15 protein-coding genes are annotated in these 18,981 nt (G+C 57.9%); 13 read left to right on the forward strand and 2 right to left on the reverse strand.

Translation table 11 applies throughout. The annotated features are described in order from the left end of the window. Together ABRP64_RS08815 and ABRP64_RS08820 are read left to right on the forward strand one after the other, a co-directional pair. On the forward strand, positions 1-1,997 hold a 1,997-nt coding region (locus tag ABRP64_RS08815), incomplete at its 5' end, for a site-specific DNA-methyltransferase (protein ID WP_349866173.1). Between the two features lies 1 nt (position 1,998). Then, positions 1,999-5,076: a type III restriction-modification system endonuclease gene (locus ABRP64_RS08820; RefSeq protein WP_349866175.1), complete on the forward strand. Its 3,078-nt coding sequence runs from the start codon at positions 1,999-2,001 to the stop codon at positions 5,074-5,076. Between the two features lie 391 nt (positions 5,077-5,467). On the opposite strand, the gene ABRP64_RS08825 is transcribed toward ABRP64_RS08820, so the two are convergent. Next, on the reverse strand, positions 5,468-7,681 hold the full coding sequence (locus ABRP64_RS08825) for an NADP-dependent isocitrate dehydrogenase (protein WP_349866177.1): 2,214 nt from the start codon (positions 7,679-7,681) through the stop codon (positions 5,468-5,470). Between the two features lie 161 nt (positions 7,682-7,842). Between ABRP64_RS08825 and ABRP64_RS08830 the strand changes: the two genes are divergently transcribed. The 11 genes from ABRP64_RS08830 to ABRP64_RS08880 all read left to right on the forward strand — a co-directional run bounded on the left by ABRP64_RS08830 (position 7,843) and on the right by ABRP64_RS08880 (position 17,579). Continuing rightward, entirely contained in the window at positions 7,843-9,126 is a 1,284-nt protein-coding gene (locus tag ABRP64_RS08830; protein WP_349866179.1) for an MFS transporter, read from the forward strand. Between the two features lie 35 nt (positions 9,127-9,161). After that, a complete protein-coding gene (locus ABRP64_RS08835) occupies positions 9,162-10,055 on the forward strand; it encodes an exodeoxyribonuclease III (RefSeq protein WP_284784433.1) in 894 nt (297 codons plus the stop codon). Next, positions 10,055-11,002, forward strand: coding sequence for a trimeric intracellular cation channel family protein (locus ABRP64_RS08840; RefSeq protein WP_349866181.1), 948 nt, complete (start codon positions 10,055-10,057; stop codon positions 11,000-11,002). Before ABRP64_RS08835 ends, ABRP64_RS08840 begins: the two co-directional genes overlap by 1 nt. Before the next feature lie 50 nt (positions 11,003-11,052). Beyond that, a complete protein-coding gene (locus ABRP64_RS08845; RefSeq protein ID WP_023025362.1) occupies positions 11,053-11,244 on the forward strand; it encodes a hypothetical protein in 192 nt (63 codons plus the stop codon). Between the two features lie 15 nt (positions 11,245-11,259). Next, the gene (locus tag ABRP64_RS08850) at positions 11,260-11,739 is read left to right on the forward strand and encodes a DinB family protein (RefSeq protein ID WP_284770118.1); all 480 of its coding nucleotides are present in this window, start codon (positions 11,260-11,262) and stop codon (positions 11,737-11,739) included. Positions 11,740-11,750: 11 nt separating this feature from the next. Then, on the forward strand, positions 11,751-12,782 hold the full coding sequence (gene trpS / locus ABRP64_RS08855; protein ID WP_349866183.1) for a tryptophan--tRNA ligase: 1,032 nt from the start codon (positions 11,751-11,753) through the stop codon (positions 12,780-12,782). 94 nt (positions 12,783-12,876) lie between these two features. Continuing rightward, positions 12,877-13,956, forward strand: a complete 1,080-nt coding sequence (locus ABRP64_RS08860) for a YhjD/YihY/BrkB family envelope integrity protein (RefSeq protein ID WP_284784437.1) — start codon at positions 12,877-12,879, stop codon at positions 13,954-13,956. A gap of 55 nt (positions 13,957-14,011) precedes the next feature. Then, positions 14,012-14,908: an RDD family protein gene (locus ABRP64_RS08865; protein WP_349866185.1), complete on the forward strand. Its 897-nt coding sequence runs from the start codon at positions 14,012-14,014 to the stop codon at positions 14,906-14,908. Positions 14,909-14,945: 37 nt separating this feature from the next. Then, on the forward strand, positions 14,946-15,866 hold the full coding sequence (locus ABRP64_RS08870) for an adenosine deaminase (protein ID WP_349866187.1): 921 nt from the start codon (positions 14,946-14,948) through the stop codon (positions 15,864-15,866). Between the two features lie 31 nt (positions 15,867-15,897). Next, the gene (locus tag ABRP64_RS08875; RefSeq protein ID WP_023030183.1) at positions 15,898-16,575 is read left to right on the forward strand and encodes a type 1 glutamine amidotransferase domain-containing protein; all 678 of its coding nucleotides are present in this window, start codon (positions 15,898-15,900) and stop codon (positions 16,573-16,575) included. A gap of 179 nt (positions 16,576-16,754) precedes the next feature. Beyond that, positions 16,755-17,579 carry an alpha/beta hydrolase fold domain-containing protein gene (locus tag ABRP64_RS08880; RefSeq protein WP_349866188.1) on the forward strand — a complete coding sequence of 275 codons (825 nt, stop codon included), beginning with the start codon at positions 16,755-16,757 and terminating at the stop codon, positions 17,577-17,579. Between the two features lie 159 nt (positions 17,580-17,738). On the opposite strand, the gene ABRP64_RS08885 is transcribed toward ABRP64_RS08880, so the two are convergent. Continuing rightward, positions 17,739-18,977 (reverse strand): SatS C-terminal domain-containing protein, encoded by a 1,239-nt coding sequence (locus ABRP64_RS08885; RefSeq protein WP_284852083.1) that lies wholly within the window; start codon positions 18,975-18,977, stop codon positions 17,739-17,741. Positions 18,978-18,981: the final 4 nt, after the last annotated feature.

Raw genomic sequence — 18,981 nt, forward strand, 5'->3', positions numbered from 1 at the left:
GAAGCCGAGACTTCGGCTATACTGACCACAGCAGCATAGCTAGCCCCCGATGTGTCCACTTTCCGGGGGTCGGGCCCCTCTTCCCCCAAGTCGTTACCGAGTTAGCCGATGACAACGGGCACATCAGTCGCGCGATCGATTTTGATTTGCTGCGTCAGGAGCTAAGTAACGATCTTGTTGAAGGCCCTAAAGAGCGCTTCCGTTTGGAGTGGCCTGGCAAACGCGCCGCCACCCTGGTCGCGAATGCCCCTATCGCAAAGACACTGCGTCCCGTCCGCGAAGACTCTGTTAACTTCGATACGACCGAGAATCTTTTCATCGAAGGCGATAATTTAGAGGCTCTCAAACTCCTGCAGGAATCCTACCTGGGCAAAGTCAAACTCATCTACATTGATCCGCCGTATAACACTGGCCATGATTTCGTCTACAACGATGATTTTGCCGAATCTACTGAGGAATACCTCAAGCGTTCCGGCCAAGTTACCGACGAAGGCGAACGCCTTGTCACCAACCCCGAATCCAACGGCCGTTTCCATTCTGATTGGCTGTCAATGATTTATCCGCGGTTGCGGCTGGCGCGAAACCTGCTCACCGAAGATGGAGCTATCGTGATCTCGATCGACGATACGGAGTTTGGAAACGTTCAAGCTATAGCCAAGGAAGTGTTTGGCTCTCAGAACTTCGTAGGAACCTTTGTATGGAGCGGTGGTCGCAAGAACGATTCGCGATTTATTTCTTCCTCTCATGAGTATGTCATCTGTTTCGCTCGTGACCTTGCTTTTTTGAAAGAGCAGAAAGCCGACTGGAAGGTCCGCAAGGCGGGACTTGACGATATTTATTCCGCTGCAGCCAAGTTCGTGAAGGAGACCAATGGGAATTATGAGGCCGCTACTGCGAAGTTAAGGGCGTGGTACAAGGATCTTCCATTGGCAGATCCGGCACGCCGGAATAAACATTACAAGAACGTCGATGAAGTCGGCGTTTACTTTCCAGGCGATATTTCATGGCCGGGCGGTGGGGGACCGCGCTACGAGGTGCTGCATCCGAAGACAGGATTGCCAGTGGCCATTCCGAGTCGTGGTTGGCTTTTCCAGAAGTCGGTGTTGGAGCAAAAAATCATCGAAGGTCGCGTTGTATTTGGAGCTGATGAGACCAAAGTTCCCACCTATAAGCGCTATCTCCATGAGACCGAGTTTGAAGCTCCTTACTCCGTGCTTTATCAGGACGGGCGTGCGGCGACGAAACGCGTGAAGACTCTGTTTGATGGCGATAAGGTCTTTGATTTCCCCAAAGATGAGACTATTTTGAAGCGATTCGTCCAGATGATCGCAGGAGAGGATGACGTCGTCATGGACTTCTTCGCGGGTTCATCGTCAACTGCACACGCAGTCATGGAACTCAATGCTGAGGACGATGGAAACCGGAAGTTTGTGATGGTCCAGATCCCAGAGGAGACTTCAGCGAAGTCGGAGGCACGTTCAGCCGGTTATTCCACGATCTCGGAGCTTTCGCGCGAGCGAATCCGTCGCGTGGGTCGCAAGATTGAACAGGACTTCGGGGAGAAGTTAGAGGGGCGTGAACGGCCGCTGGATGTGGGCTTTCGAAGCCTACGTATTGACTCGACCAACATGAACGACGTTATTGCTACGCCGGATGAAGTGAGCCAGTCTAACTTGTTTGATTCAGTGAGTAACGTGAAGGCAGACCGGACCGGTGAGGACCTGCTATTCCAAGTGCTGCTTGACTGGGGTCTGCCACTGGACGTGGAAATTGAGGTTGAGAATATTGAAGGACAGGAGTGCTTCGTTGTTGAAAGAGGTGCGCTCATAGCGTGCTTCGATCCCTCAGTGAGTAAGGAAACCGTGCGGGACATGGCCAAGCGCGAGCCGGTGCGTGCCGTATTCCGAGATGAGGGCTTTGCTAGCGACGCCGAGCGCATCAACGCTGAGCAAGTTTTTAAGGAATTTGCGCCGTCTGCTGATGTGAAGGTGATTTAGGGTGAAGCTGCAATTTAAAAAACAGCAATACCAGCTAGATGCTGTCAATGCTGTCGCCGACGCATTTCTTGGGCAGCCACGAAACGATGGTACCGCCTATCGTATGGATCCTGGTGTTTGGAAAGATGGACGAATCCGCATGTCCGAAGGCGAGGGCATGGGCCTGCGCAACGCGGAAATTCTCTTGACACAGAAACAACTGCTGGAGAATATACAGAAAGTTCAGCGGCAGGGTGGATTAGAGGAGTCACTGTTTCTCAAGGATTCCATTGCAGCGCCAAATGTACCCAACCTTGATATTGAGATGGAAACCGGTACCGGCAAAACCTTCGTCTACATCAAGACGATTATGGAACTCAACCGGCGTTTTGGGTGGTCAAAGTTCATCATCGTGGTGCCCTCCATTGCTATCCGCGAGGGCGTGAAGAAGACCTTTGAAGTCACTGCGGAGCATTTCAAGCAAGAGTATGGGACAGGGCCGCGTGCGTTTGTGTACAACTCCAGTCGGCTGAATGAAATCGAGGCCTTCAGTGAAAACTCTGGTGTGCAGGTCATGATCATCAATATTCAGGCCTTCAATTCGACCGGAAAGGATAATCGTCGCATCTATGAGGAACTGGATGAGTTCGGATCTCGTAGGCCCATCGATGTCATCGCGGCTAACCGTCCCATCGTTATCATTGACGAGCCGCAGAAGATGAGTGCCAAGAAGTCGCTGCAGTCGTTGGCAGAGTTCAAGGCCCTGATGATGCTGCGCTACTCCGCCACACACAAGGACGAGCACACTAAGGTTTATCGCCTCGATGCTGTCGATGCTTATAACCAGCAGCTGGTGAAGCGCATCGGCGTGCGTGGTATCACGGTGAAGGGGCTTGCGGGAACAGATGCGTACCTTTACGTTGAGAACATTGAGGTGTCGCCGAGCAAACCACCATTCGCGCGCGTTGAGATGGAAGTGCAGACCAAGAAAGGTATCAAGCGGCAACGAAAGCACCTGTCAAAGGGGGATAATCTTCATGAGCTATCTAAGGGTATTGAAGCCTACAAGGGGATCTTCGTAGTTGATATCGACGCTACTGCAGACGTCGTACGCCTGAGCAATGGGGATGATGTATTTGCCGGGCAGCTGGCGGACCGAGACGTCACTGAAGAAACCAAGCGGCGCATTCAAATCCGCGAAGTGGTTAAGGCTCACATAGACAAGGAACGGGAACTCTACCCGAAAGGCATCAAGGTACTTTCCTTGTTCTTTATTGATGAGGTCGCGAAGTATCGGGACTATTCCCGCGAGGACACAATGGGTGAGTACGCCCGCATCTTCGAGGAAGAATACACAATGGCTCGTGACGCCCTCTTCGGTGAGCTGGAGCTAGAACAAGAGTTTAGTGATTACCTCAAGTACGTTTCTCGCGATGAAGTCCATTCTGTTCACCAGGGCTACTTCTCGGTGGATAAGAAATCCAAGCATGCCGTGGACGGCAAGATTTCAAAGCGCGGTGATGATAAGGGACAGTCGACAGACTCTGACGCGTACGATCTGATCCTTCGGGATAAAGAGAGGCTGTTAAGCCTAGACGAACCCGTGCGATTCATCTTCTCACACTCAGCCTTGCGCGAGGGTTGGGATAACCCCAATGTGTTCACAATGGGCATGCTGAAGAAAAGCGACAACACGGTGTCGCGCCGCCAGGAAATCGGCCGCGGCCTACGCCTGTGCGTAAATCAAGCCGGTGACCGCCAAGACTCCGTCTCGGTGCCGGGACGTGTTCATGATATCAACGTGCTCACCGTGGTTACGGACGAGTCTTACACGGAGTTTGTAGACGGCCTGCAAAAAGAAATCGCGGAGTCGCTATCGTTTCGACCGCGCGAGGCTAGCGTTGATTACTTCATCGGACATTCCATCAATATCGCTGGCAGCGAGAACTTCAAGGTCACCGAAAAGCAAGCAAAGGTGATGTTTAAGTACCTGCTTAAGAATGAATACATTGACGATGATTGGCACGTGACCCAGGCGTTCAAGGAAGGTCGGAGAGAAGGAGGGCAATTAGAGGATCCTCCAGAGTCTATTCTCGAGGACGAATTCAACGCAATGCTTCCGCTCGTTGATGCCTTGTATATGAATGTTCCGAAGCCGCGTGATGACCGAAAGGCGAAACGTCTGCTGCCTAACGCCAACTTGAAGCGCAAGGAGTTTCAAGAACTGTGGAAACGAATCAACCACAAGGCCGTCTACACAGTGGACTTCGACTCTGTGGAGCTTATTGAGAAAGCCATCCGAGCTCTCAACAAGGATCTCCATGTGACTTCCATGCAATATATGGTCGAGGCCGGTACCCAAAACTTCCGCTTAGTACAAGACGACCTAGAAAAGCGCGAGGGGTTTGGTGATCGCACTTCCGAGCGCCAATCGGAGTCCGTGACTGCGGCATCTTCAGTTAAGTATGACCTCATCGGTGAAATTGCTGAGAAGACCATGCTGACCCGTCGCACGTGTGCAGCAATACTGAAGGGGATAGGAGCCGAGAAGTTCGCCATGTACCGGTTAAATCCGGAGCATTTCATCATGGAAATGTCCCGGATTGTCAATGAGCAGAAGGCGACCGAGGTAATCGAGCATCTGTCCTACAGCATGCTGGAGAGCGAATTTGACACCGCCATCTTCTCAGCCAACCAGACGCGTCAGGTACTGGGGGAGAATGACAAGAAACTGCAAAAACACATCTACGACTACGCGGTCACGGATTCCCTAACCGAACGGGTGTTTTTGGAAGAGCTCGAAGAACAAGCGGAAGTCGTTGTCTATGCCAAGCTGCCCGGAGGATTCTTCATCCCCACCCCGTTGGGAAACTACAACCCCGATTGGGCAATTGCTTTTACCGAAAATTCCGTCAAGCATGTGTACTTCGTTGCTGAAACCAAGGGCAGCATGTCGAGCTTGCAGCTCAAGGGAGCAGAGCTCGGAAAGATTGAATGCGCTCGCAAGTTCTTTGCCAAGCTCAACTCAGCGGACCATAATGATGTGCGCTATGACGTGGTTTCAACCTATGACGACCTTCTAACAATGGTTACTACATAAGTGGGTGCGCCTAGGGGAGCGGGGCGTCGCCAGGCGCGGAGCCTTTGAGTTTCTGAGAGCCCCTCTTTGTACTGCTTGTGTTTGACCATAACGCTGCATGAGCCGGTGAATTAGATTCCAGCAGCATGATTCAGAATGCCGTCGATCAACGCAGCGTAGTTGGTTGGGAAAATCTCACTCTGTCAGTACGGAGGCGCCTGTATTGGCTGAGGAGGGGCCATGGGCCGTTTACGCGTATCCGTGATTCGGGGTATCTCAGATAGTTCACTTCTATGGGCTCGCCGGAACGCGGGGACTAGGCGGTGGTGATTCAGCTTTAAAAGTAAGAAAAGGCCGCCTCGAACCCCGAGGAGGGGTCGAAGCGGTCTTCGGCTAGAAACCTAACGCGGCTTTACTTCTTCAGGCCATCGATGATCTCGTTGAACTGTGCGACAGGCCGCATGACAGAGGAGGTCTTCTCGTCGTTGGGCCAGTAGTAGCCGCCGAGGTCGGCGGGCTCGCCCTGGGCATCGATAAGAGCCTGGGAGATTTCATCGGCCTTGCCGGAAAGGTCGGAGGCGACGTCCTTGAAGGCAGCTGCGAGATCGGCATCCTCGGTCTGGTTAGCCAGCTCCTCGGCCCAGAAGGTGGCCAGGAAGAAGTGGGAACCGCGGTTGTCGTTCTCGCCCACCTTGCGGGATGGGGACTTGCCCTCATTGAGCAGGCGCTCGGTGGCCTTGTCCAGGGTGGTGGCCAGCACGCCGGCCTTCTCGTTGCCGTTGGTCTGGTTCTCGTGGCGGAAGGACTCGGCCAGTGCCAGGAACTCACCGAGGGAGTCCCAGCGCAGGTGGTTTTCTTCCTGCACCTGCTGGACGTGCTTCGGGGCGGAGCCGCCGGCACCGGTCTCGAAGAGGCCGCCGCCTGCCATCAGTGGAACCACGGACAGCATCTTTGCGGAGGTGCCCAGCTCGAGGATGGGGAAGAGGTCCGTGTTGTAGTCACGCAGCACGTTACCGGTCACGGAGATGGTGTCCTCGCCGCGGCGGATGCGCTCGATGGAGGTCTTGGTAGCGGTGACCGGATCCTGGATCTCGATGTCCAAGCCCTCGGTGTCGTGGTCCTTCAGGTACTTTTCCACCAGGGACTGGATATTGCGGTCGTGGCCGCGCTCTGGGTCGAGCCAGAAGATGGTCTTCATGCCGGACAGGCGGGCGCGGTTGACGGCGAGCTTAACCCAGTCCTGGATCGGCTCGTCCTTGGTCTGGCAGGCGCGCCAGATATCGCCGGCCTCGACGTCGTGCTCGATGAGCACCTCGCCCTTGGAGTTGCGGACCTCAACGGTGCCGGCTGCGGGCACCTTGAAGGTCTTGTTGTGGGAGCCGTACTCCTCGGCCTTCTTAGCCATCAGGCCGACGTTTGGCACGGTACCCATGGTGGTGGGGTCAAAGGCGCCGTTTTCCTTGCAGTCTTCGATGACGGCCTGGTACACGCCGGCGTAGGAGGAGTCCGGGATAACGGCGAGGGTGTCTTGCTCCTCGTCGTTCTTGTTCCACATGTGGCCGGAGGTGCGGATCATGGCCGGCATGGAGGCGTCAATGATGACATCGGAAGGCACGTGCAGGTTGGTGATGCCCTTGTGGGAGTTGACCATGGCGAGATCGGGGCCATCGGCAAGCGCGGATTCGAAGGCTGCCTTGATTTCCTCGCCATTGTCGAGCTTGTCCAAGCCTTCCAGGATGGAGCCCAAGCCGTTTTCGCCGTTGAGGCCGGCGGAGATGAGCTCGTCGCCGTACTTATCAAAGACATCGGCGAAGTAGGTGCGCACGACGTGGCCGAAGAGGATGGGGTCAGAGACCTTCATCATGGTGGCCTTCAGGTGGGTGGAGAAGAGCACGCCCTCTTCCTTGGCGCGCTTGACCTGCTGCAGCAGGAACTCATCGAGGGCCTTGGCGGACATGAAGGTGCCGTCGATGACCTCGTCCTTAAGAACCGGCAGCTCCGACAGCAGGGTCTGCTCGCCGTCAGCGGTCTTCAGCACGATGGACAGGGTATCTTCCTCGGGGATGATGACGGACTTCTCGTTGTGACGGAAGTCGTTATCGTCCATGGTGGCGACGTTGGTCTTGGAATCCTTGGACCACTCGCCCATGCGGTGCGGGTGCTTCTTAACAAAGTTCTTTACGGCCTCCGGCGCGCGGCGGTCGGAGTTACCCTCACGCAGGACGGGGTTAACAGCGGAGCCCTTGACGGAATCGTAGCGGGCCGCGATGTCCTTTTCCTCGTCGGTGGACGGGTTATCCGGGTAATCAGGCAGGTCGTAGCCGGCGGCCTGCAGCTCAGCGATGGCCTTCTTCAGCTGCACCAGGGAAGCCGAAATATTTGGCAGCTTGATGATATTAGCCTCTGGGGTCTTGGCCATCTTGCCCAGCTCAGCCAGGGCGTCTTCCACCTTCTGGTCCTCGGTGAGGCGCTCTGGGAACTGCGCGGCGATGCGGGCAGCCAGGGAAATATCGCGGGTTTCTACGTCAATGCCCGCGGTGGAAGCGAAGGCCTCCACGATGGGCTTGAGGGAGTAGGTCGCCAGAAGCGGCGCCTCATCGGTACGGGTCCACGTAATCTTAGCCATGATTCTCCTGTTAAATGTGGGAAAATTTCTTCAGGTGACCAGATTACCGATTTTGTCCGCTCCATGTGGAGCGCTCGGTACATTCCGGGGCTGGGTGGCATCGGTCACGGGGCCATGCGCTGGGTAAATCTCTTCACCTGTCCACGCCCTGAACATGCTTTATGCACAGGTGGGGTGTATCGTCGCCCCTCGTGAAAATTATCGATCAGTTAAGCCCGCGCAGCGCCCATGAACACCGCATTCACCGTCGGCCTTTGCCCCGCCAGACGGAGATTTCTACTGCGCGCCGCACCATCGTCATGGTGGCGATGGCCCTTGGTGCGTTTGCTATCGGTACTACCGAGTTCGTCTCGATGGGCCTGCTGCCGCTGATCGCGGAGGATTTCGGGGTTTCTGAGGATACCGCCTCCACGCTGATTACCACCTACGCGCTCGGTGTGGTGGTCGGTGCGCCCCTGATTGCAGCGTTTACCGGCAAGCTCCCGCGCCGCCGCCTCATTCTCTTGCTCATCGGCTTTTTGGTGGTGGGCAACCTGCTCTCGGTCCTCGCGCCGAATTACTGGGTGCTCATGGTGGCTCGATTCATCGCCGGCATGCCCCACGGAGCGTACTTCTCCGTGGCTAACCTGTCCGCGGCGTCGATGGCCCCTCCCGGCGGGCGCGGCAAGGCCATGGCTTTTGTGGGCATGGGGCTTGCCATCGCCACGGTCATCGGCGTGCCCGCGGCACAGGCCCTGGGTTCCGCGCTGGGGTGGCACGCGGCCTACCTGGTGGTCGTGGTCATCGGCCTTATTACCGCCGTAGCCCTGTTTTTCCTCATGCCGCACATGACGGAGATGAAACAGACCGATATCCGCACCGAGTTCGGAGCCTTTAAAAACAGCCAGGTGTGGCTCACCGTTATCATGGGCGTGGTGGGTTTCGGCGGCATGTTCTCCGTCTATACCTATATCTCCTGGACCATGACCGAGGTCGCTGGCCTGAGCGATAGCCTGATTTGGGTCGTGCTCATGGCCTACGGCATTGGCATGACGATAGGCAATGCCTTCGGCGGCTGGTTGGCGGACCGCAACCTTGAATTCGGGATCATCTTCGCCCTAGCCAGCTTGATCATCATCCTCACCGCCTTCTATTTCCTTTCCAGCCACGCCATCCCGGCCACCATTTGCTTTGGCATGGTGGCGTTTATGGGTTCCACGTTGGTGCCGTCGCTGCAGCTGCGTTTGGTCCACGTGGCAGGCGATGCCCAGACCTTATCCGCCGCGCTCAACCAGTCCGCGCTCAATATCGCGAATGCAGCCGGTGCGACCATCGGCGGCATTGTCGTCGGCGCGGGTCTGGGCTATTCCGCCCCGGCGCTGGCGGGCGCCGGTTTGGCGGCCGCGGGTTGCGTTGTGTGGGCGATAACAATGTGGGATAAAAAACGCCTTGCAGGCCGCAGCTAGAAGTACCACCGCACACGCCTATATTCTGGAGCACCATGAGCCTTACCATCGCTAGCGTCAACGTCAATGGAATCCGCGCCGCGTGCAAGCAGCGCAACGAAAACAATCCCGGCATGAATGCCTGGTTGGAACAAACCCCGGCCGATATCGTGCTGATGCAAGAGGTACGCGCCACCCCGGATCAAGCCAGAAAGGCCCTGGCACCCGCCCTGGAAGCAGGCTGGCACTTGGAGCTTGCCGATGCCGCCGCCAAGGGCCGCGCCGGAGTAGGCATCCTCTCTCGCACGCCGCTTGCCGATGTCGAAATCGGCTTCGGCTCCTTTACCGATGCCGGCCGCTGGATTGCCGCTACCACCCGCGATATCCGCGTGGCCTCGCTGTATCTGCCTTCCGGCGATACCGATTCGCCGAAGCTGGATGAAAAGTACCGCTTCTTGGATGAATTCGATTCCGTGCTGGCAGAAAACGCCGATAAGGACATGGTCATCGGCGGTGACTGGAATATCTGCCACCGTGCCCAGGATTTGAAGAATAATAAGGCCAACGAGAAGAAGGCCGGCCACCTGCCAGAAGAGCGCGCCTTTATGGACCATATCTTCGGCAGCTTTCCGGATGAGGCGCCGCAGGAGAAAAAGAACCTGGGCGAGTGGCTCGGCGTCGTGGACTACGCGGGCACCACCCCGTGGGAGCCGGCCACCGCGCCGCAGTGGTTCGACGTGGCGCGCCGGCTCCACCCAGAGGCCGACGGCCCCTATACCTGGTGGACCTATCGCGGCCAAGCCTTCAATAACGATGCAGGCTGGCGCATCGACTACCAAGCCGCAACTCAGCCGCTGCTCGATCGCGCGCAGCGCACCTGGGTGGATAAGGCCCCGACCGTGGAGCAGCGCTGGTCCGATCACTCGCCGCTGCTGGTGGAATACGTCTGATGTCGCCGCTATTTAGCGTCCTGTACGTCATCGGCATTACCGCCGAGTCCATGACGGCTGCGCTATCGGCCGGACGGCAGAAGCTCGATCTCTTCGGCGTGACGATGATCGCCGCCATCACGGCGCTAGGCGGTGGCACCGTCCGCGATATCGTGCTGGCGGATCCGCCGCTGACCTGGGTAGAACACCCCATCTATCTGGTCATCGTCATCGCTGCCGCCATCGTCACGGTGGGCATGTCCTTCCTCATGCACTATTTCCGCCACCTCTTCCTCATCCTCGATGCCTTGGGGCTGGCGGTCTTTTCCGTGCTGGGTACCCAGATTGCCGCGCACTTGGGCTACGGCTTCATCATCGCCTCGGTATCTGCAGTCATTTCCGGCGTCTTCGGCGGTGTGCTGCGCGATCTGCTTTCGGACCGCATTCCGCTGGTATTTTCCGGTGAGTTTTATGCGGCCATCTCGATTCTGGCGGCCGGGCTCTACATGATCCTCTTGCGCGCCGGGCTATCGGAAGAACCCACGGCGATTATTACTGCCTTGGTCTGCTTTGCCGCGCGCCTTGCGGCCATCTACTTCAAGACGGGCCTGCCCGTCTTTGAATACCGCGATGGTGAGCAGCAGATGGATCCGCGCCTGCGGCTATCGGCGCGCATCGTGCGCGATGGCGCCCGTCGTGCCAAGCGGAAGGCGGGCGCAGCCACCCGCTACGCCAGCCCCATCACCCGGCCGCTGGGCCGCAGCAAGCGCACCGCAAGCGATTTTTCCTCCCCGCTAAGCCTCGAAGAGTTAAATAGCAACCGGATTGCACGGCCGACTGTTCACGCATCGATTACCCGCCCCAGTGGCAAGCACTCGCCTGGGGCGAGGGGAGTGGATGTGCAGCAGCAATGGACCTTCAACAAGGAGGATGTGGGCAGGCAAAGGACCCCCAAGCACAAGCAGTAGTGCTAGTATAAACACGTTAAAAATTTCGAAATCTGCAACGGAGAAAGTTCATGGCTCGCGCAATTATTCCTTTTGTCCTTGGCGCCGTAATCCTCGCCCTGAGCATCTGGTGGTGGACTGCTGTCGGACCGTCCTTCGCCTTCCTTGGCCCCATCGTCCTCATGGGCGTCGGCGGTGCCTTCATGGTGACCGGTTTCGCCATTTTCATGGACATCGTCAGCCCCACCTCCCGCAAGGTCTAAGGGCACGGTCTGGCGATGAAAGCTATCGATCTACTCACAGACATGGCGCAGCGCCCGCTCGATGCGCTCGCCGCATTGCCGGAGTTGAGCAACGAGACCGCCAATGCGCACTTTGGTGATCACCCGAACTCGATCACGTGGCTGCTATGGCACACCGGCCGCATGGCAGACCTGCAGCTTGCGCAGCTGACTGGGGAAGAAGAGCTGTGGCAGCGCTACGACCTCGACCTGCCGGATGCCATGGGCTATGGCCAATCGGCGGAGGAAGCGCGTGCGGTAACCACGCAGGACATCGGCAAGCTCCGCAGCTATACCCAGGAAGCATTGGAGCAGGTCAAGGCGTATGTCGCCTCGCTGGAGGATGACAACCTCGATGACGTGATCGATACCTCGTGGACGCCGCACGTTACCCGAGGTGTCCGGCTGGTCTCGATTTTTGATGACGCCGCGCAGCATCTTGGGGCGGCCAATCAGCAAGCAAAAATGACGGAGTAACATTACCTGACATGACTGATTCCACTGCATCTAATTCCGCATCCCGCGTACTTTCCGGCATTCAGCCCACCGCTGATTCCTATCATTTGGGAAATTACCTGGGAGCGCTCAAGCAGTGGATCGACTTGCAGGAAGGCTACGACGCCTTTTACTTCATCCCGGATCTGCACGCGATTACCGTGGAGCAGAATCCGGAGGAACTGCGCAACCGCACCATGGCCGGTGCAGCACAGCTCATCGCGCTGGGCATCGACCCGGAGAAGTCCACCCTCTTCGTCCAGTCCCACGTGCCCGCCCATGCGGAGCTGACCTGGGTATTCCAGTGCCTGACCGGCTTCGGTGAGGCCTCCCGCATGACGCAGTTCAAGGATAAATCCGCCAAGCGCGGCGCCGATCGCACCTCGGTGGGCCTTTTTACCTACCCCATCCTGATGGCTGCCGATATCCTGCTGTACTCGCCGGATTGCGTGCCGGTGGGCGAGGATCAACGCCAGCACTTGGAGCTCACCCGCAATCTGGCAGAGCGCTTCAATAACAAGTACGGCGAGACTTTCCACGTGCCGGAACCATTCATTCCGGAGGGCGCGGCGAAGATCTATGACCTGCAGGACCCGACGTCCAAGATGTCTAAGTCCGGCCCCAACCCCAAGGGCCTGGTCAACCTGCTCGACGCCCCGAAGACCTCTGCCAAGCGCATCAAGTCCGCCGTGACCGATGACCTGGGTACCGTCAACTTTGACCGGGAAAACCAGCCGGGCGTATCGAACCTGCTGGTCATCCAGTCCGCGCTGACTGGTGAGTCCATCGACTCCTTGGTGGAGAAGTACGCCGGCCAGGGCTACGGTCACCTGAAGGTGGATACCGCGGAGGCACTCGAGGCCTTCACCACGCCGCTCAAGCAGCGCTATGACGAGCTCATGGCGGATCGCGGCGAACTGGAGCGCATCTTGGAGCGCGGCGCCCAGACCGCACAGGAAGTAGCGCAGCCGCTTGTCGATGCCGTCTATGAAAAAGTTGGCTTCCTTCCCCGCCCGCGCAGGTAGTAGGTACCCCTTAACCCACCCCACCGAGGGACAAGTGGGTATTTGCCAGCTACGCTATACGGGATAAACGCTGTGCGAACAAGAAGGGAAGCACGTGTCCACCACCACGCAATCCTCCTCTAAGAAGACGGACCACTACGGCATCGAGCGCGCGAACGCCGATGACCCGGGGGCGATAGATAAAGTCCGGCGCAAGTCGCCCTTTGTTGACCATCTCATGCGCATGCAGGAGCGCTATGCCGCAGAGGGTGGCAACCAGTTTTCTGCTGGCATTACCTATTACTCGGTCCTGTCCATCTTCCCGTTGGCGATGCTGCTGGTGGCCACCATCGCCGCTGTCCTTGCTAACCGCGAAGACCTGCTCAATGATCTTCAGTCCTATATCACGGACTCCATTGACGGGAATCTCAGCGAATCGGTCAATGAGATCTTGGATACGGCCATCGACCAGCGCGGTGCCATGTTCGGTATTGGTGGTTTGACCACCCTGTGGTCCGGACTGGGGTGGATGAATCACCTGCGCATCGGCATTTCTGCCATGTGGGGCATCGATGCCAATGACGGCGGCTCCTTCCTGAAAAAGAAGTTCTCGGACCTTCTGGGGCTTATCGGCCTGATCATCGCCTTTGTCGTCGCCTTCGGTGTGACCGCTGCTGGTTCCTCCGGCCTGACGCAAAAGGTGTTTGACCTCTTAGGCATCGAATCCTTCCCGGGCATGGGCTATGTCTTCTTCTTCAGTGGCTTGTTGCTGGGCCTTATCGCCAACTTCATCGTCATGTGGTGGCTGATTATGATCCTGCCGCGCACGAAGGTGCCTAAGAAGTCCGGCTTTACCGGCGCCGCCATCGGTGCGGTGGCGTTCGAGGCCATCAAGCAGCTGTCCACAGTGATCATGTCCTCTGCCACCGGCAGTCCGGCCGGCGCGGTCTTTGGTCCGGTCATCGTCCTGATGATCGTCATGTACTTGGTGTGGCGCGTGGTGCTTTATATTTCCGCATGGACTGCGACGACCGCAGAATCCCTGAAGTACGCGCACCCGCCGGTTCCAGAACCTGCCGTTATTCGCGTGCGCAACGAGGTACGTGAGGGCGCACCAGCAGGTGCGGTCTTCGGCGTGGGCGCGGCGCTGGGCGCTGCGGCCGTGGGTGTGGCGAAGCTTTTCCGCCGGAAATAAAAATCCTCCCTACGGGTGAGGATTGCCGCGCTCTTTACCTTTAAGATAGGACACTATGAACGCCGATGATATTGCCCCAGACTTCTACGAAAAGTGGGACCTCGACCGCAGTGGTGGCGAGGATGAGCTTTCCGTTTTATTGGAAGCAAAAGATATCAAGCTCGGGCAGCAAGGATATAACTCCGATGAGCCGCGGCGCGTACAGCTACGCATAGCGGCCAGCATCTTGGGCTCGGCGAAAAAGAGGGCCGAATATGATGAAGCATTGCGCACCGGCCTTCGCCCGACGTGGGGCGATCTCGGCACGCTGAGTTCGGTGGGGCAGTGGTCTCCGGCACCGCGCTCGCAGAAAAGCTTCCACGATCAACCGCAGGGTGGTCCGGAGCAGGCGCCGGGTTTTGCCCAGCCCAGCCCATATAGCTCCCCGTACGCGCAAAACCCATTTGGTCAGCACGCATCATCGCAGCAGCAGATGTCGCCGTCGTTCGCTGCCCCGCCGGTGCCCTTCCAACAACAGGCACAGGAACGGCCTTCGCAAAGCACGCGCATTGGCATGGGCATCTTGGATTTCTTCTTGGCCGGTAGCATCAGCAGTGCGTTTGGCGCGGGTGTTGACGAGCTCGTGGATGTAGACGCCCTGTCCTTTGTCGTTTTCTGCATCGTCATGGTGGTCTACGTTCTGGGCAGCGAAGTTTGGTTGGGAGCTAGCCCGGCAAAGATTCTTGCCGGCTATACCGTGCGGGATGTGGATACGAAGGAAAAGCTCAGCCTCAGCCAGTCCGCCAAGCGCCAGTGGTGGCGCCTAATTAACCTGATTCCTGGTATCGGGCAATTGGTGGGCTTGGTGGGCGCGGTGGTGCACGCGACCACCATTAATGAGGAAAACAACCTGCGCGGCTCGCACGACGATCTCGCAAACGCAGAAGTGGTAAAGAGGAAACCGCGCAAGTAGAACGCGGGCATGGCGCAACTTCGGGCAGATACCTACGATGGTGCGCATGCACGATGCACCATTAATTAGCCCCGAAAATAAGGATTCCGCCGAGAGCGTGGTGGAACAACTTCCTAAGGTATCCCTGTGGGAGCCGGTCCGCTCGCAGGCCAGCACCGCAGAAGAATTGAACGCGGATATTCGCGAGCAGTGTGCCCAGCTTGCCGATGACCACGTGGTCTACGCCGAGCTGCAGCTCAACCCCGCGGCTTATTCTTTCGATACGTCAGCGGTCGTACGCGAGGTGGCCGCAGAACGCTTCGGCGACCTTGAGGTTCGGTTTGTCCTCGAGGCAGCAGAGCCGGCGGCTAATGCCGAGGACACTGCGGGCGTTGCGGGCTACACCCTGCCGGAAGGTAGCGCTGCCGCAGCGGCGGAATTCCGCGCGAAGTACCTGCCTACCCAGACCGCGGTGGGCGAGGATTTCGCCGATACCGAAAGCGCGGCGCAGGCCGGCGTCAACCGCTTGCTGCGCCCGGTGAATATGATCGATGATTTCACCGCCGATGTCGATGGAATCCGCCCGGGCAAGGCCTCCGGATGGATCCGCGACCGACACATTCCATTGGTATTTTCGCCCGTGGACGACGTTGAGGAACTGACGGATCATCCGCTGCCGCTGTTGCAGCAGCTTGGCTTTACCTGCTCGGTCTCCTCCGGCGATTCCACGCTGAGCAGGCAATTTCTCGCCTTGAGTGAGACCTTTGGATACGGCTTGGAGGAGTTTTTCGATCTCACCGTAAAGGCGATTGAAAATATTTTCGACACCGAAGAGACAAGGCAGCGTATCCTTGAGACCGTTGTCCTTCCGGCCTACGAGGACCTCTCCGATCCGGAACTTGCCGGCCCCGATACTGAGGAGTCGCTCCAAGATTCCGGGTTCTCAATGAACCTGAATGACAACGCTTCCGAAGAGTAATAGATACTTAATCTACATAAAGGAGGAAGACATGCCTTCCGCACTATTCGTTGTTACCGCCGCTGATAAGTGGACGCTGGCTGATGGCAGCGCCCGTCCTACCGGTTACTGGGCCGAGGAGCTCATCGCTCCGCACCGCGTGTTTAAGAACGCTGGTTGGGATATCGACTTTGCTACGCCGAACGCAAAGGCACCCGTGGTAGACGAGTATAGCCTCGAGGTATTGTCTGAGGGCGACCGCGCCGAGCAGGAGAACTACCTCGCAGAAATCGGTCCAGATCTGGAAGACCCACTGAACCTGGCCGATGTTAAGGAAGCCGATTACGACCTTGTCTTTTACCCCGGCGGCCACGGCCCGATGGAGGACTTAGCTTATGACCAGGACTCCGCCAAGCTGCTGCAGGCGCGCATCGACTCCGGCCGCGCGCTATCCCTGGTCTGTCACGCACCGGCTGCATTGCTCGCGCTGGACAATGACAACTGGCCGCTTAAGGGCTACACCATGACCGGCTTTACCAACGCCGAAGAGGGCGAGGAGACCATCGCCGCCGCCAAGTGGGTTGTTGAGACCCGCCTGCGCGAGCTCGGCGCTGATTTCAAGCAGACCGACCCGATGCAGCCTTATGTTGAGGTTGACCGCAACCTCTACACTGGCCAGAACCCGGCATCCTCTGAGCCTTTGGCACAGCGCATCCTGCGCGACTTTTAATGCGGGTGCTGAAAGCTCTCGCTGCAGGTAGCGCGGTAGTAGGGGCGGCGGCATATATAAAGAGCCGTCGTCCTTATCTGCGCAGCGTTGCACCCGAGCTTCGCAGCCCATTACTGTACCTGCCGCTGCACCTGCTCTCGGGCGATCGATTTGCTCGAACGAGCAGGCTATTTGCCAATATGGACGTGGCACGCCCGAAGTGGCGTCCGGTGGATATCGAAGAGCTATCTTGTTCTTTTAAAGACCAACCATTCCGTGCCCGCGTTATTACTCCACCCGAAGATGGAGCGTCAGCCGAGCAACGTCCCGTGGTGATGTGGATTCACGGCGGAGGTCACCTGCTCGGTGGTCCTGCGATGCATGATCCCCAAACTTCGCTCATCGCATCGGAGCTGGGGGCCATCGTCATCGCACCGCGCTATCACAAATCCACGCAGGAACCTTTTCCTGCGGATCTGGAAGAGTGCTATGCCGCTTTGCGCTGGATGCAGGAAAACGGCGAGCTGCTAGGCGCGGATACTTCGCGCATTGCGGTCGCTGGTGATAGCGCCGGCGGCGGCTTGGCCGCTGGCCTCGCCCAACGCACGGTGGATGAAGGTCATTCCATTCGAGCGCTTGGATTGGTCTATCCAATGCTTGATCACCGCACCATTGCTAAAGAGGGTGCGGTGGGGCAGTTTATTTGTCCGCCGAACTTAAATCGCGGCGCCTGGGATATGTACTTAGGAAAGGACCATTTAGAAACCCCGCTGCCACCGTATGCATCGCCGGCGGCGCGTTCGGATCACTCGGGGATGCCGCCCACGTGGATCGGCGTGGGAGACATCGATCTTTTTCATGATGAATCCGTGGCCTTTACTACCGCACTGCAGGACGCCGGAGTCGAGACCACACTTGATGTGTATGCAGGTGCCTATCACGGCTTCGATCAGGTACGCCCGCGCGCGCCCCAATCGCGCAGAATGCTGGGAGATCTTATCGAGCACCTCGGCTCCCACCTCTAGCCGCACTTGATGCGGAATGAGGTGTAGGTGAAAATGCAGCAACCGCCCCAGTCCACGCTCCACTGTGAGGAGTGGTTGGACCGGGGCGGTCTTCTGTTAGCACCGGCTCCCGGCAGCTGAGGTAGCTAGAGCCGGTAGTCCGCAGGGCAGAGTAAAAACTCAAAAGCGGGAAAAACGCTTAATTAGCATGTTCTCAAGGCCCTTCCAGGACTCCGCATGCTCGTTATACGGCTTCGATGGGACGTAGCCTGCGTGCTCGGTGGAACCGAGCATGTAGCCGAGGTAGTCCTGCAAGCGTGGGTTCGACAGCATATAGGAGTTAATGGAATCGTCCCCGGCCCAGTCCGCGGCATCGGCGCAGACCTCGTAGCAGCGGGCTAGTTGGTCGGAGTCGACCGCTTCCGGTCCTTTTTCAATATCGCGCACGATGCCATTAAAGGAATACTGGTTATCCGGGTGGACTTGGACCTCGAGTTCACCGGCATTGGCGGCTGTGACAACGTCCTGCCAGGTGGATACGCGCGCCAAGTCGTGGTCATCATTATCGATGAGCCACCGCACCAGCGTCTTGGAGGAATCGAAGGTAAAGATTTCGCCCCATTTGCCTAAGAAGATGGGCTTGCCGTCCAAGTAGGTGCGCAGCGTGTAGACGGACTTGGACTGTGCGGTGATTTTAATCGGGTCGATTCCGGCGGCGGCCCAAGGGGACTCGTCATAAGGGTCGGCGGCTTCCGCCGCGGCCTTACGCTTTTCTTCAGCTTCCTTGGCGGCAGCGTCGGCGGCGTCCGCGGCCTCGGAGATGCGGGTTTCGGCATCGGAGATAGCGGAGGCATCGAATTCATCGCTAGGAACGACGCGGACGCTTTTATCCAAATCCGCGATGACCTTCTTCCAATTAGTCAAGATGACCCGTCCGACGCCGGTCCACTCATTCAGCCCCTGCTCGCCGGAGTAGTGATCGGCGCCGCGGGAGACGTTGCGCAGGATGGAGTGGGTGGCGAAGAAGATGGTGGTTTGTTCGGCAGCGGCGACATCGGCAAGCGCAGATGCCACCTCGAGGTTGCGCGCCACGGTTGCGACATTGGCGTGGCTGGGGCGGCCAGCGAGGGCTTCCGGCATACCAATCAGATCGTATTCATCGCGCTTGGCTGGGGTAACGCGGTGCGCTGGGCGGGCGGCAAATTGTTCCCACTGCGGGTGATCTAGCAGGTCATGCTTGGCATCGGACTCCAGGTAGCACAGCAGCTCAGCGGGGGAGTCAAAGACCAAGACGGAGTCATCGTCGCCCAAAAAGGCTTGCCATTCGGAGCCGCCTTCGCGCCACTTGGGCGCCCAGAGGGTATAAAAATCGCCCTCAGTTAGGGAGAGCTTAATAGGCACAATCGCACGGGTACTCATGGCC

It is taken from the genome of Corynebacterium sp. KPL4015 (assembly GCF_040225725.1).
Lineage (GTDB): Bacteria > Actinomycetota > Actinomycetes > Mycobacteriales > Mycobacteriaceae > Corynebacterium > Corynebacterium rhinophilum.